This window comes from Nocardiopsis sp. iso_237 (assembly GCF_056173345.1).
In genome coordinates this window covers 1,985,447-1,999,503 of sequence record NZ_CM149669.1, presented here as the reverse complement: position 1 = coordinate 1,999,503, position 14,057 = coordinate 1,985,447, and the positions used below count along the sequence as shown (strand labels likewise).

General features: G+C 72.6%; 12 protein-coding genes and 1 pseudogene. 1 reads left to right on the top strand and 12 read right to left on the bottom strand.

Annotated features, from left to right (window positions below; all coding sequences use genetic code 11):
- Positions 1-51 precede the first annotated feature (51 nt).
- The 6 genes from AC0VYM_RS09045 to deoC form a co-directional block, all read right to left on the bottom strand.
- The gene (locus tag AC0VYM_RS09045; RefSeq protein WP_475460965.1) at positions 52-849 is read right to left on the bottom strand and encodes a purine-nucleoside phosphorylase; all 798 of its coding nucleotides are present in this window, start codon (positions 847-849) and stop codon (positions 52-54) included.
- Entirely contained in the window at positions 846-1,484 is a 639-nt protein-coding gene (locus tag AC0VYM_RS09040; protein ID WP_475460963.1) for a GNAT family N-acetyltransferase, read from the bottom strand. Before AC0VYM_RS09040 ends, AC0VYM_RS09045 begins: the two co-directional genes overlap by 4 nt.
- Positions 1,481-2,131, bottom strand: coding sequence for a GNAT family N-acetyltransferase (locus tag AC0VYM_RS09035; protein ID WP_475460960.1), 651 nt, complete (start codon positions 2,129-2,131; stop codon positions 1,481-1,483). The genes AC0VYM_RS09040 and AC0VYM_RS09035 overlap by 4 nt, the downstream gene beginning before the upstream one ends.
- A 67-nt stretch (positions 2,132-2,198) precedes the next feature.
- Positions 2,199-3,134, bottom strand: a complete 936-nt coding sequence (locus AC0VYM_RS09030) for an aldehyde dehydrogenase family protein (RefSeq protein ID WP_475460958.1) — start codon at positions 3,132-3,134, stop codon at positions 2,199-2,201.
- Complete coding sequence (locus AC0VYM_RS09025; protein WP_475460956.1) at positions 3,127-4,557, bottom strand: aldehyde dehydrogenase family protein; 1,431 nt, start codon at positions 4,555-4,557, stop codon at positions 3,127-3,129. Before AC0VYM_RS09025 ends, AC0VYM_RS09030 begins: the two co-directional genes overlap by 8 nt.
- Positions 4,558-4,560: 3 nt before the next feature.
- A complete protein-coding gene (deoC, locus tag AC0VYM_RS09020; protein ID WP_475460954.1) occupies positions 4,561-5,508 on the bottom strand; it encodes a deoxyribose-phosphate aldolase in 948 nt (315 codons plus the stop codon).
- Positions 5,509-5,874: 366 nt separating this feature from the next.
- Between deoC and AC0VYM_RS09015 the strand changes: the two genes are divergently transcribed.
- Positions 5,875-6,564: a hypothetical protein gene (locus AC0VYM_RS09015; protein ID WP_475460952.1), complete on the top strand. Its 690-nt coding sequence runs from the start codon at positions 5,875-5,877 to the stop codon at positions 6,562-6,564.
- Positions 6,565-6,592: 28 nt separating this feature from the next.
- On the opposite strand, the gene AC0VYM_RS09010 is transcribed toward AC0VYM_RS09015, so the two are convergent.
- The 6 genes and pseudogenes from AC0VYM_RS09010 to AC0VYM_RS08985 all read right to left on the bottom strand — a co-directional run bounded on the left by AC0VYM_RS09010 (position 6,593) and on the right by AC0VYM_RS08985 (position 13,794).
- Entirely contained in the window at positions 6,593-7,873 is a 1,281-nt protein-coding gene (locus tag AC0VYM_RS09010; RefSeq protein ID WP_475460949.1) for a heparan-alpha-glucosaminide N-acetyltransferase domain-containing protein, read from the bottom strand.
- Positions 7,874-8,001: 128 nt separating this feature from the next.
- Complete coding sequence (locus tag AC0VYM_RS09005; RefSeq protein WP_475460947.1) at positions 8,002-10,056, bottom strand: acetoacetate--CoA ligase; 2,055 nt, start codon at positions 10,054-10,056, stop codon at positions 8,002-8,004.
- 213 nt (positions 10,057-10,269) lie between these two features.
- Positions 10,270-10,947 (bottom strand): HAD family hydrolase, encoded by a 678-nt coding sequence (locus AC0VYM_RS09000; protein ID WP_475460945.1) that lies wholly within the window; start codon positions 10,945-10,947, stop codon positions 10,270-10,272.
- A 255-nt stretch (positions 10,948-11,202) separates the two neighbouring features.
- Positions 11,203-11,877 (bottom strand): annotated as a pseudogene (locus tag AC0VYM_RS08995) (DUF4126 domain-containing protein); the annotation flags it as partial.
- A 114-nt stretch (positions 11,878-11,991) separates the two neighbouring features.
- On the bottom strand, positions 11,992-12,237 hold the full coding sequence (locus tag AC0VYM_RS08990; protein WP_475460943.1) for a DUF2630 family protein: 246 nt from the start codon (positions 12,235-12,237) through the stop codon (positions 11,992-11,994).
- A gap of 60 nt (positions 12,238-12,297) precedes the next feature.
- Positions 12,298-13,794, bottom strand: a complete 1,497-nt coding sequence (locus tag AC0VYM_RS08985; protein WP_475460941.1) for a hypothetical protein — start codon at positions 13,792-13,794, stop codon at positions 12,298-12,300.
- Positions 13,795-14,057: the final 263 nt, after the last annotated feature.

Here is a 14,057-nt window from a genome sequence, read left to right as displayed (position 1 = left end):
CTCCTGTCTGGGTGGTGGGGCACCCGGGTGGGGCACGGGCCGAGAGGCGTTCTAGAACCTCTTGACGATGTCCGCGAGCAGGCGGCCCACGGTGGCGGCGGAGTCGCGTCCGGTGGCGAGGACGTCCTCGTGGTCGAGGTTGGCCCCCTCCAGCCCGGCCGCGATGTTGGTGACCAGGGACATCCCCAGTACGCGGGCCCCGGCCTCGCGGGCGGCGATGGCCTCCAGGACCGTGGACATGCCGACCAGGTCGGCTCCCATGGCGCGGAGCATGCGGATCTCGGCGGGGGTCTCGAAGTGCGGGCCGGGCATGGCCGCGTACACGCCCTCGGGCAGGTCGGGGTCGACCTCGCGGGCGACGGCGCGCAGCTCGGCGGTGTAGGTCTCCGTGAGGTCCACGAAGGTCGCGCCGGTCAGCGGGGAGCGCGCGGTCATGTTCAGGTGGTCCGCGATGAGCACCGGCGAACCCACGGCGTAGTCGGGGTTGATGCCGCCCGCCGCGTTGGTGAGCACGATGGTCGTGGCACCCGCCGCGACGGCGGTGCGGACGTTGTGCACGACCGCGTCCGTGCCGTGGCCCTCGTACAGGTGGGTGCGGCCGAGGAAGGCGAGGGTGTTGCGGTCGCCGTCCACGATGCTGCGGAGCGTCCCGCTGTGGCCCTCCACCGCCGGGGGAAGGAAGCCGGGCAGTTCGGAGGTGGCGAACTCGTGCTTGGAGTCACCGAGCAGGTCGGCGGCGGGCGCCCACCCGGACCCCATCACCAGGGCCACGTCGTAGCTGTCCACACCGGTGCGCGAACGCAGCTCGGTTGCGGCCTCCTCGGCGGCGGCCTGGGGTGTGCGAGTCACTGGGGTTTCTCCGTTCGTCGGTACCGCTGGTGCGGTTCGGGGTGGGTTCCGGTCTCCAGGGGGCGCGACATCACTTCCTGGGGGCCCGCGCCTCCGGGGACGACCGTGCCGGTGAAGTCGAAGCCCGAGGCCTTGTAGACGCGCTGCGCCGTCTGGTTGGCCTGGTTCACGCAGAGCACGATCTCCTCCGCGTGCGGCGCGACCTCGCGGGCGAGCGCGTCGAGCAGGGGCGCGGAGCACGAGGCCCGGCCGACGCCCCGGCCCTGCCATTGTGGCGTGACGTAGTAGGCGCGCAGCAGCACCGCGCGTTCCGGCGCGTCGACCAGCGCCGACTGCAGGATCCGATCCAGGACCCCGAACCCGGCGCAGGCGTCCCGGGCCCGGTCGGGGCCGGTGATCGGCCCCTCCAGGGCGACGATCGCGTACGGGAAGCGTTCGGGGTCGCCGTCCGCGTCCGGCAGGGTCCGCGCGGGCAGCCCGGTGAAGCGCAGCTGCTCGGGTGGCAGGTCGTGCCCGAGCGCGGCCTCCCTGAGCAGGGCGGCCTCGGCCGTTCCCGTGTCCAGCCGCACCAGGCGGATCTGGGAGGCGTCCCAGCGCCCCGCCGCCCTCCTGCGCGAACCCCGCCAGCGCGTCATCGGTGTTCCGGCAGCTGCGGCACGGGGTGGGAGCCGGTCTCCACCGGTCGGGTGAACACGCTCTGCATGCCGTGCTCCCCGGCGTCGTGGCGGCGGCCGTTGGGGACGAACCCGGCCGAGCGGTAGGTGCGCTCGCCCATGTCGTTGCCGTCGTTGACGCACAGCGCGATCCGGGTGGCCCCGGGCGCGATCGCCGCCACCAGGAGGTCGAGCAGCGGCGCGGAGCAGGCGGCGCGGCCGATCCCCTTGCCCTGGTGTTCGAGGGGGACGTAGAAGGCGCGCAGCTGCACGGCGTGCTCCGGGTCGTCGACGAGGTCGCGGAGCTGGCCGACCCGGTCGATGACACCGAAGCCGACGCAGGCGTCCAGGACGGCGCTCCGGTCGGTCAGGGGTCCGTCGTTGAGGACGATCGCGAACGGGTGCCGCGCGGGGTCGTCGTCGGCGCGGGGCAGGGTGTGCACCGCCTCGTCGATGAACCGGCGCTGTTCGGGGGCGACCCGTTGGCGGGGCAGGACCTCGCGCAGCAGGGCCACCTCGGGGGTGGTGCGGTCCAGGCGCACCAGGCGCAGCCCGGGGACGCGCACCGGTTCGGGCGTGTGCGACTCGCTGGTTCGGGGTTCGGCCTGCTCGGGGGTGTTCGCTGACACCGTTCCTCCACTCGGCTGTCGGACCGTGCCCGCCCCCGGAAGGTGGGGGCGGGCCGGACCGTCAGTCTTACACCCCGACCGGATGCCAGACCGTCTTGGTCTCCAGGAAAGGGGTCAGCCGGGAGGTCCCGGGGTCGGCGCCGAGCCAGGCGTCCTCCCCGCCGTCGGCCTCCGGGCCGGGGCGCAGCACCCGGGTGAGGGTGGTCGCCGCCGACCTCTCGAACTCCACGGCGTGTTCCCCCGCCCCGGCGAGGTCCAGGGCGTTGACGTCGGCGTGCGCGGCCAGGTGCGGGCCGATCTCGCCCGCGGCGCCGGTGATCAGGTTGACCACTCCGCCGGGCAGGTCGGAGGTGGCCAGCACCTCGGCCAGCTCGACGGCGGCCAGCGGCGCGGCCTCGGAAGTGACCACCACGGCCGTGTTGCCGGTGGCGATCACCGGGGCGACCACCGAGGTCAGGCCGAGCAGCGGGGCGTCCTGGGGCGCGAACACCGCGACCACGCCGGTGGGTTCGGGCGCGGAGTGGTTGTAGAAGGGACCGGAGACGGGGTTGGCCCCGCCGAGCACCTGGGCGAACTTGTCGGTCCAGCCCGCGTAGTAGACCCAGCGGTCCACGGCGGCGGACACGGTGCGGTCCGCCTGGTCCGGGGTCACTCCCCCGGCCTCCACGAGGCGTGCCGCGAACTGTTCACGGCGCCCCTCCAGGACCTCCGCGACCCGGTACAGGATCTGGCCCCGGTTGTAGGCGGTGCGCCCGGACCAGCCGCCGAAGGCCTTGCGGGCCGCGACGACGGCGTCGCGCGCGTCCTTGCGGGAGGCCTTGGCGGCGTTGGCGAGGTGGGTGCCGTCGGCTGAGGTCACGGGGTAACTCCTGCCGGACTCCGAGCGGGGGAAGGCCCCGCCCACGTAGAGCTTGTAGGTCTTGCGGACCGCGAGCCGCGCCGGGACGGGGGTCTCCGCCTCGGTGCCCCTGCTCTTCTTCTTGCTGCCGCGCCGCTCAGCCAAGGTAGGCCTCCAAACCGTGGCGGCCGCCCTCGCGGCCGTATCCCGACTCCTTGTAGCCGCCGAAGGGGCTGGTCGGGTCGAACTTGTTGAACGTGTTGGACCAGATCACACCGGCGCGCAGGCGCTCGGCGGTCCAGAGCATGCGCGAGCCCTTCTCGGTCCACACTCCGGCGGACAGGCCGTAGGGGGTGTTGTTGGCCTTGGCCACGGCCTCCTCCGGGGTGCGGAAGGTCAGGACCGACAGCACCGGGCCGAAGATCTCCTCGCGGGCCACCCGGTGCGCCTGGGTGACGCCGGTGAGCACCGTGGGAGCGAACCAGTAACCGCGCTCGGGCAGGTCGCAGGCGGGGGACCAGCGCTCGACGTTCTCCTCGTCGGCGGTGGCGGTGAGCTCGCGGACCCGCTCCAGCTGGGCGGCGGAGTTGACGGCCCCGATGTCGGTGTTCTTGTCCAGGGGGTCGCCCAGCCGCAGCTTGGCGATCCGCTCCTTGAGCCGGGGCAGGAACTCCTCGGCGACGGACTCCTGGAGGAGCAGGCGCGAACCCGCGCAGCACACGTGGCCCTGGTTGAAGAAGATGCCGGTGACCACGCCCTCGACGGCCTGGTCGATGGCCGCGTCGTCGTAGACGATGTTGGCGCCCTTGCCGCCCAGTTCCAGGGTGACGCGCTTGTCGGTCCCGGCCACGGCGCGGGCGATCTGGCGGCCGACCTCGGTGGACCCGGTGAAGGCGACCTTGTCGGTACCCGGGTGCTCGACCAGGGCCCGGCCGGTGTCACCGGCGCCGGTCAGGATGTTGACCACGCCGGGCGGCAGGTCCGCCTCCTGGCAGATCTCCGCGAAGACCAGCGCGCTGAGCGGCGTGGTCTCGGCGGGCTTGAGCACCACGGTGTTACCGGTGGCCAGGGCCGGGGCGACCTTCCACGCGAGCATGAGCAGCGGGAAGTTCCACGGGATGACCTGGGCGGCCACGCCGAGGGGCCGGGGGTCGGGGCCCAGACCGGCGTGGGCGAGCTTGTCAGCCCAGCCCGCGTAGTAGAAGAAGTGCGCGGCGACCAGCGGCAGGTCGACGTCGCGGGTCTCCTTGACGGGCTTGCCGTTGTCCATCGTCTCCAGGACGGCCAGTTCGCGCGAGCGCTCCTGGATGATCCGGGCGATGCGGAACAGGTACTTGCCGCGTTCGGCGCCGCTCATGCGGCCCCACACGGTGTCGTGGGCGCGGCGGGCGGCGGCGACGGCGCGGTCGACGTCGGCCTCCCCGGCCACGGCCACCCGGGCGAGCTCCTCCTCGTCGGCCGGGTTGAGCGTGGTGAGGTACTCACCGCTCAGGGCCGGGGTGAACTCGCCGTCGACGAACAGGTCGTAGGTCTCGCGCAGGCTGACGACGGAGCGGGACTCCGGTGCGGGCGCGTACTCGAAGATCACGGCTCAGTCCTGCGTGTAGTAGTCGGGGCCCGGGTAGGTGCCGGTGGCCAGCCTGGTGCGCTGCATGAGCAGGTCGTTCAGGAGGCTGGAGGCGCCGATGCGGAACAGGTCGGGGGTCAGCCACTCCGGCCCGGCGGTCTCGTTGACCAGGACCAGGTTGCGGAGGGCGTCCTTGGTGGTGCGGATGCCGCCCGCGGGCTTGACGCCGACACGGCGGCCGGTGGCGGCGTGGTGGTCGCGCACGGCCTCCAGCATGACCAGGGTGACCGGGAGGGTGGCCGCCGGTGACACCTTGCCGGTGGAGGTCTTGACGAAGTCCCCTCCCGCGCGCATGGCCAGGTGGGAGGCCCGGCGGACGTTGTCGTAGGTGACCAGCTCGCCGGTCTCCAGGATGACCTTCAGGTGGGCGTCGCCGCAGGCCTCCTTGACCGCGACGATCTCCTCGTGCACCTTCAGGTAGTCGCCGGAGAGGAAGGCCCCGCGGTCGATGACCATGTCGATCTCGCTGGCGCCGTCCGCGACCGCGCGCCGGGTGTCGGCCAGTTTGACGTCCATGGGGGCGCGTCCGGCGGGGAAGGCGGTGGCGACGGAGGCCACGCCGATCCCGGTGCCGCGCAGCGCCTCCACGGCGACGGCGACCATGTCGGGGTAGACGCAGACCGCGCCCACGTGCGGCACGGTGCGGTCGGTCGGGTCGGGGAGGGCGGCCTTGGCGCACAGGGCCCGGACCTTGCCGGGTGTGTCGGCGCCCTCCAGGGTGGTCAGGTCGACCATGGAGACGGCCAGGTCGATGGCCTGGGCCTTGGCGGTGGTCTTGATCGACCGGGTGGACAGGTCCTGGGCGCGGGCTCGGGCGCCGACCTCGTCGACCCCCGGGAGGCCGTGCAGGTAGGCCCGGAGCGCTCGGTTGGTCGTCGCCTCGGGCACGGATGCGGTGTGGGGCACGGGCACCTACAGCTCGTCGGTTCAGGTGGGGCCGTCCGCTGCTGCCTGCGCGAACGGCGTGTCCTCTCGACGCGGGGTGGGTGTCCCCCGCCGTCAGGCAGTCACCATAACCCTGGGCCGGTCCGGCGTCAGTCCCCGGCGGGTGCGCGCCCCGAAGGTTGGAGAAGACTCCAAGGGAACACGGTCTTCGAGCTCGTCCATTCCTCCAATCCTGGGCGGGGAAAGCCCGAAAAACGAGGTTTCGGCCGGGCGGGACGGAGCACCCGGACCAGCTGCGGTCTAGACCGGACCACTCCCCTGGGTGGGGCGCGAACGACCCGATCCGGGGCGCGCTCGGAGGGCCCGGCCCGGGTCCTCGCCTAGTCTGGAGGCATGGCGGAGTTCCGGATCAGCAGTGACGACAGGCAGGTCGACCTGCGCAGAATGGCCACGGCGCTGGCCGAGTCGCAGGGGTGGGCGCGCGAGGACGTGAGCATCTGGGACAACCGCCGGGGCGAGGTGATCGTGACCATCGACGACTCCCTGCTGCGCAAGCCCGAGGCCGACCCCCTGCACCGGCCCCGGCACACCCCGCACGCGGTGCACGACGCCTGTGAGCTGCTGCGCCGTGAGGACGCCTCCCTGCGCGGCGTGGGCTTCGCCGCCCTCAGGAACGAGAGCGCCCGGTTCTTCTCGGCCGGGTGGACCCTGGCCGACCTCCAGCACGCCCTGGCCCACCGTCCCGACGGGGTCGAGTGGGAGAGCGGCCCGGACTTCCGGGGCGCCCCCTGGTTCGCGCACCGGCTGTCGGCGTGGAAGACCCCGGACGGTGACATCCGGCCCTCGCAGTCGCAGGAGTCGGCGCAGCTGCGGGTGATCGGCCGAGCCGGGCTGCCCATGGACATCGGCCTGCCCGAGGACACCGAGCTGTCGGCGCGCCCCGTGGCGAGCCCGGCGGTGGCGCGTTCGGCCGCCGACGACGCCCGCCGCCTGATCCGGCAGAACACGCGCACCACCACCGACACCCTGGCGCACCAGGACCGCACCTCCGCGCACATCACCAGGCCCGAGGACCGGACCTGAGCGGGGGCGCCGCTCCGCGCCCCACGTCTCAGCCCCCGCCGGGCCCCCGCCCCCCGAGGTCGCCCCGGTCGGACCGGCCGCCCTCCACGAAGCCGACCGCGGCGTCCGCGAAGGAGCCGAGACCGGTCTCCAGCGGCCCGCGGCCCACGGCCCAGCGCCACAGGCTCGCGAAGACCAGCGAGCCGAGGACGAACAGTTCCAGGTACCAGGGGCCGCCGGCGGAGTCCTCCGGGTGCAGGGCCACGATGACCGCGAGGACCAGGATGTGCCCCGAGTAGACGGTCAGGGGCATCCGGCCCACCGAGGTCAGCGGGTACAGCAGGCGGGGCAGGAGCTCCGCGAGCACCATGCACACGACCAGCACGACCAGGGCCTGACCCACCGCTTCGAGGATCTCGAAGGTGGTCCCGGTGTGCGGGGTGTTCACCGCCAGCCACCACCAGGAGTCGGTGGGCACCTGGCCGCTGATGCTGTGGGCGTGGTCGGTCGTGGCGTACCGCAGGTCCTCCGCGTACGCGGGGTCCAGTGAGCCCAGCGGCCGACCTTCGAGGAAGGGGTTCTCCGCCACCGTCAGCCGGTCCAGGCCACCCAACGGGTACAGCAGGAACCAGGAGCCCAGGTAGCCCGAGGCCGCCGCGACGGCGCCGCCGACCGCCATCCGGACCCGCACCACGGAGGAGGTGAGGTCGGTGCGGCCCACCGCCATGCCCGCGATCACGAACACCATGAAGGTGATCGCCGGGTAGTAGCCGGTCAGGAGGAACTCGGTGAACGAGCTGACCGCACTGGTACGGATCCCTCCCGGGAAGTACTCCTGGCGGAGCAGGAAGGACACGACCGGCCCCAGCAGCGCCAGGGTGCCCGCCGCCGCCCACAGCAGGGTCGCGCGCGCCCGCAGCAGCGGCAGGGCCAGCACGAAGAACCCGGCGTAGTAGGTGAGGATGATCGCCACCGGCACGGCGAAGGCGTCCAGGACGAACCCGAGCAGCCCGATCAGCAGGGCGCGGGCCAGGATGCGGACGACCGCCCGGCGCAGGGAGTCGCCCTCGACGGGTCTGGTGCGCCCGGTCATGAGGGCCAGCGAGACCCCGGCGAGGAAGGCGAAGAGCGCGGAGGAGTTGCCGCGCACGAGGCTGTGCAGCTCCCACCCCTGTTCCTCCGGCAGCAGGCCGAAGGAGACGACCCCGAGGTGGACGGCGAACATCCCGAAGACCGCGAGCGCCCGCGCGGCGTCGATGCCGTCGATGCGGCGCCGGTCCGGGGAGGGCGTGCTGGCGGACGGGAAGCGGTCGGATCGGTTCTGTGGCACGTTGTCAGGCTACGCCCGGCTCTGTCCGGCGGCGAGCGAGGGCCACTCCTGGCCACGGGCCCGGTCCGGGCCCGGGGACGTGTTCCTCCGGGCCCGGACCTGGGCGGCGCCGACTGCGCCCACGGGGTTCAGTCGCCGACCAGCTCACTGAAGTGGTCCAGCGCCTCCGGGTTGGCCAACGAGTCGCGGCTGGCCACCTTCGCGGGGTCCTCGCCCATGAGGATGCGCTTGACCGGGACCTCCAGCACCTTGCCGGACAGGGTGCGCGGCACCGACGCGATCACGCGGACCCGGTCGGGCACGTGCCGGGGCGAGCAGTCCGTGCGGATGCGGCGGGCGATCTCCTTGGGCAGGTCGCCCTCCAGGTCCGCGCCCTCGCGCAGCACCGTGAACAGTTCGATGCGGGAGGATCCGTCCTGGTGGGGGACGTCCACGACCAGGGCGTCCACCACGTCGTCCAGGGCCAGGACGGCGCGGTAGATCTCGCTGGTGCCCATCCGGACGCCGCCCCGGTTGATGGTCGAGTCCGAGCGGCCGTAGATGACCGCGGTGCCCCGGTCGGTGATCTCGATCCAGTCCCCGTGCCGCCAGATGCCCGGGTAGACGGAGAAGTAGCTGTCCCTGAGCCGTTCGCCGTCGGTGTCGCCCCACAGGAACACGGGCATGGACGGGGCGGGCTCGGTGACCACGAGTTCACCGACCTCACCGATCAGTTCGTTGCCGTCCGGGTCCCAGGAGGCCACGGCCATGCCCAGCCCGCGCGACTGGATCTCGCCCTCGTACACGGGCAGGGTGGGGGTCCCGCCCACCAGGCAGCTGCAGACGTCGGTGCCGCCACTGGTGGAGAAGAGCCACAGGTCGTCACCGAACTCGTCGTACACCCAGGTGAACGCCTCGGGGCTGAGCGGGGAGCCGGTGGAGCCGATCGCCTTGAGGGCGGACAGGTCGCGGCCCCGCGTGGGGTGCACGCCCTCCTTCATGCAGGAGGAGAGGTAGCCCGCGCTGGTGCCGAAGACCGTGACCCCGGCCTCGGCGGCCAGGTCCCACAGGGAGCCCAGGTCGGGAGGGGGCGGCGTGCCGGTCCCGGCCCGGCCGCCCCCGGGATCCGCCGGAGGCCGACCGTGGGCCGGACTGCCGTCGTACAGGACGATGGAGGCCCTGGTCAGCAGCACGCTGACCAGGAAGTTCCACATCATCCAGCCGGTGGTGGTGAACCAGAGGACGCGGTCGTGCTCCTGGGCGTCCAGGTGCAGGTTCAGGTTCTTGAGCTGTTCGAGGAGGATGCCGCCGTGCCCCTGGACGATCGCCTTGGGCAGACCGGTGGTCCCCGAGGAGTACAGCACCCACAGGGGGTGGTCGAACGGGACCGGGGTGAAGGTGAGTTCGGCGCCCGCGCCGCTCTCGGTGAGCCGGTCCCACGGCAGCGTGCCGTCGAGGGTGGCCCCGGGGCTCAGGTAGTCGAGGAGGACGGTGTGCTCGACGGTGGGAAGCGCGGCGCGCAGCTCCTCCACGACCGGGCGCCGGTCGAAGTCCTTGCCCGCGTACCGGTAGCCGTCGACGGCGAGCAGGACCTTGGGTTCGATCTGGGCGAAGCGGTCGATCACGCTGCGCACGCCGAAGTCGGGCGAGCAGGAGGACCAGATCGCGCCGAGGGAGGCCACGGCGTAGAACGCGGCGGCGGTCTCGGGCAGGTTGGGCAGGTAGGCGGCGACCCGGTCGCCCTCCCCCACCCCGAGCTCACGGAGTCCGGCGGCGATCGCGGCGGTGCGTTCGCGCAGCTCGCCCCAGGTCCAGGAGTCCAGCGCGCGGAGCTCGGTGGCGTGCCGGACGGCGGTCTCGCCGGGGTCGCGGCCCTCGAAGACGTGCTCGGCGTAGTTGAGCGTGGCGCCGGGGAACCACCGGGCGCCCGGCATGGTGCGCTCGGCCAGGACCCGCTCGTACGGGGTGGCGGAGTGGACCCCGAAGTACTCCCAGACCGACGCCCAGAACCCGTCGACGTCGGTGACCGACCACCGCCACAGGGCGTCGTAGTCGAAGTCCGAGGCGGCGGTGGAGCCGCCGTCACCGAAGGCCTTGACCCCCTGCTCGCGCTCGGCCCACCGGGCGAACGCGACGATGTTGGAGGACTCGATCCGGTCCTCACCGGGCTCCCAGAGCACACGGGGCACGCTGCTCTCCGTCATTGCAGGCCTTCCCAATCGCGTCGCTGTGTGTTGCTGTGAGACACATCTAACAGCACACCATCATCGGCGTCACGGGGCGGCCCGGCCTAACGGGGGGCCGGGGCGGCGGGGAAGTCCGCAGGTCACCGACGGGTCGTCCGAATGTGGTCCGCCCACCCCCGGAGCGGGTTCACCGGGTGGGCGGGCCACATCGACCGTGTCCGGGGGCGGGGGTCAGCCGAGCTGGCGGACGGCGGCGACCGCGTCCGTCGGGGTGTCCACGACGAGCGCCCCGGTGGCTTCCAGGCGCTCACGCGCCATCAGTCCGCTGGCGACCAGGACGGGCTGGGCCCCGGCCTCACGGGCGGCACGGGCGTCGTCGTCGATGTCCCCGATGAGCACGACGCGCGCCGGGTCCAGGCCCTGCTGCTCCAGGTGGTGGACGAGGTGTTCGGCCTTGGAGTCGTGCTCGGTGTCGAACCTGCGTCCGTCGACCCGCGTGAAGTGGGCGTTCAGACCGCGTTCGGTGATGAGCGGCACCAGGTGCTCGTGGGTGGCCATGGACAGCAGGGACTGGGTCCGGCCGGTCCCGGCCCACTGGTGGAGGACGTCGGGGACGCCCGCGGCCAGCTCACAGGTGTGCAGGTACTCCAGGTAGCTGCTGTCGTAGGTCTTCTCGACGCGCTCCCACTCGCTCGCGGAGAGGCTCCGGCCGAGGAGTTCCTCGTAGCAGGGGATGAGGGGGCGGCGGAAGACGGTACGCCAGTGGTCCAGCTCGACCGGCTCACGGCCGAACTGGGCGCACACCGCGTTCACGGCGGCGAGGTTGGCGTGGTTGTCGTCCAGGAGGGTGCCGTTCCAGTCCCAGACGATGTGGTGGGTGTTCGGTTTCGCGGTAGTCATCTCAGCCATTGGGAGCACTGTACGACGCCGCGCCCCGTTCCCGGTATGCGTTCTCCGCCACCTCGCCGCCGTCCGCCCTGGCCGGGGCGGGTGTCAGCGCTGTGGCGGGCCGCCGTATCCGGTCCACTGCTGGGGGCCGGGGCGGGGGCCCGGCGGGAGCCCCGGGGGAGGGCCGGGCCGGGGGCCGGGATAGGGACCGTAGGGGCCGGGCTGGGCCCCCGGATGCGGTCCCGGGTAGGGGCCGGGGGGCGGTCCGGGATAGGGGCCGGGGTGGGAGCCGGGAGGGGGACCCGCCCCCGGGCCACCGCGTCGGGCCTCGCGCTCGGCCCTGCGGTCCGCCCGCACACGGCGCCCCTTGCGTACGGCCCAGACCCCGAGCAGGAGCATCAGGGGGAACACGACGATGATGAGCACGGGCAGCAGGATCGCCAGCACCGCGGCGAGGAAGCTGGTGACGTCCTCCAGCACGGAGACGACCGGGGCGCCGATGCCGAACGTGAGGGTGTTGACCACCAGACGGGACAGCGCCTTGGCCACGTGGAAGAACAGCGCGACGAGGACGCCGACGATCACCGCCCCCCAGCCGACGCCGCCCGCGACCGTCGACATGCCCGAGGCCTCACCGGAGATCTCGGTGATCTCGGAGAGCTGTACCGCCGAGGCCCCGGCACCGAAGGTGATCCCGCCCGAGGTGGGGCGGACCGCCGTCTGGAGCATGTCGTTGACGCTGTCGAGGGCGGGCACCTTGTCGGCCACGAACTCGACGACGAGCAGCACTCCGAGGATGACCAGGGTGACGGGGTGCGCCAGCCAGGCCCAGGCGGGGGTGAGCGGGATGAAATCGGTGTAGCGGGCCAGTAAGCCGAGGACCAGGAGGGGGACGTAGGCGTTCAGACCCGCCGCGGAGGCGAGGCCGAGGCCGGTCAGTGAAGCGAACATGGGGGCGTTCCTTCGAGCGTGCCGGGCAGGGAGGAGGCCGGGCCGGCACGGGGTCCGGCTCCGATCACTTGTACAGACGCGCTCGGGGGGTGGTTGGTTTTCGTTCAGGCCCGACTACTGTCGGTAGTTCTCGACCTCGGAGACCGGGCGGACACGGGCCTCGTCCGGGTCCTGGCCGTGCTCGCTGCGGGCCCGGCGCTGGCGGAGGAGGTCCCAGCACTGGTCGAGTGCCTCCTCGACCTCCTTCATCCGGCGGCGCTCCTGCGGTTCGAGCCCTCCCTGCGCGGACCGGAGCGTGTGCTCCTCGTCCATCAGGCCCCGGATGGTGGTCATGATGTCCTGCTCGGCGCTCTCGCTCATACCGTCATGGTCAGCGCGGCCCGGGACCGGGGCAAGGGCCCCGGTCCCGGATTGCCCAGGTCAGACCGAACGTTTACGCGAGGCCACGAAGGCGGCGACCGCGGCGCCGATCGCGGCCAGGCCACCGATGGGGAGCGCCGCGACGCTGGCACCGGTCACCGGCAGCGTGGGCCGGTCGTAGGAGGGCGGCTCCGGGTCGTAGCCGGGGTAGCCGGGATGGGTGGGCGACTCGCTCGGGCTCGGCGTCTCCGTCGGAGACGGGGTCGGGGACCCGGTCGGGCTGGGTGTGGGTGTGGGCGACGGAGACGGTGTCGGGCTGGGCGACTCGGTCGGACCCGGCGTGGGCGACGGCGTGGGGCCCGGGCTGGGCGACCCGGTCGGACTCGGCGTGGGGCTCGGGCTGGGCGACTCCGTGGGGCTCGGTGTGGGAGACGGCGTCGGGCTGGGAGTCGGCGTGGGCGACGGCGTCGGTGAGGGGCTCGGGCTCGGGGACCCGGTGGGTGACGGCGTGGGACTGGGCGTGGGGCTGGGGCTCGGGCTGGGCGACCCGGTGGGCGACGGTGTGGGGCTCGGCGACTCCGTCGGACTCGGCGTCGGGCTGGGCGTCGGGCTGGGCGACTCGGTCGGACTGGGACTGGGACTGGGACTGGGACTGGGACTGGGGCTCGGGGACTCGGTGGGAGTGGGGGTCGGAGTCGGCGTGGGCGTCGGGGACGGGGGCGCGGTCTCGTTGCAGTCGGTCCGGACGTCACCCAGAGTCATGTCGAAGAGCGTCACCGGGTCGCCCACCGGGTTGCCGTCGGCGTCCTGCCCCTGGACGACCGCCGTGTAGTCGGTGCGGGCGTGTCCGACGTAGGGGTCCTCGATCTCGTACACGTGCGTGATGGTGACGGTGACGTGTGCGTTGGTGATCCCGTCCCCGTAGGAGCCGGGGAAGTCGAGTTCGGTCACTGCGGTGCCGGAGGCGTTGGGCGCGGGGGCGTTGACGAGCCGTCCCAGGAACATGGGCGCGGTGGTCGAGTCCTGGATGATGATCCCGGCGGGCGGCGCGCACTGCACTCGGTTGTTCCAGGTGGAGACGGTGAAGATGCGGTGGTTGCCGTTGGGCTGGAGCGGACCCTGGTTGACCAGCGAGGCCGCTCCGCCCGCGGTCGGCGGGGGGACGTCCAGGTTGGTGAAGGCCCCGTTGGTGTTCGCCAGGGCCGACTCGGGGTCGCTCTGCACGTTCACCGACGCCGTGCCGGTGGCGGAGGTCAGGTTGTCGGAGATGTTGGAGCCGGGACCGGTGCTGATGTCCCACTGCTGGTTGCCGTTGCCGCTCACCTCCAGCTCGTTGAGGGTCCCGGAGACCGCTCCGCCGCCGTAGACACCGGGGTCCAGGGTGAGCCGCCCCCAGACGGAGGACGCGTAGGGTGTGGCTGGCTGGGCGGCCGCGTCACGGGCGCTGAAGGTCGCTCCGGCGGCGACGACCCCTGAGGCGAGCAGGACCGAGGCGACCATGGCCACACCGGTCCGCCGTAGGGATGAGGCACGTACCGCCGCAATCTGTGCAACCACCGATGACTCCGAAACTCTTTGAGGTCAATTAATTACTCAACGTGATGATAGAGCGCGGCGCCAGGCCACCCCGGCAGGCGGGTTTCCCACTCGCGGCAAGGTCCCGTCAACCAGGGCAAAACCGTGCCGGGCCCGCCAACGGCGGGGCGACCGACCCCGGCCGTCTGGGAAACTTCTCGTACGGCCTGGTTGGTGACAAATGGTTCGCCGGTCGACGGCCGGACGGGCGGAATAGACCGCGAAGCTCCCCGCTTGAATACCTT

Excerpts from the sequence above, each read along its gene's own strand:
- AC0VYM_RS08990 (WP_475460943.1), bottom strand. The coding sequence starts at position 12,237 with ATGAGCGAGAGCGCCGAGCAGGACATCATGACCACCATCCGGGGCCTG.
- AC0VYM_RS09005 (WP_475460947.1), bottom strand. The coding sequence starts at position 10,056 with ATGACGGAGAGCAGCGTGCCCCGTGTGCTCTGGGAGCCCGGTGAGGAC.
- AC0VYM_RS09015 (WP_475460952.1), top strand. The coding sequence starts at position 5,875 with ATGGCGGAGTTCCGGATCAGCAGTGACGACAGGCAGGTCGACCTGCGC.
- AC0VYM_RS09040 (WP_475460963.1), bottom strand. The coding sequence starts at position 1,484 with ATGACGCGCTGGCGGGGTTCGCGCAGGAGGGCGGCGGGGCGCTGGGAC.
- AC0VYM_RS09000 (WP_475460945.1), bottom strand. The coding sequence starts at position 10,947 with ATGGCTGAGATGACTACCGCGAAACCGAACACCCACCACATCGTCTGG.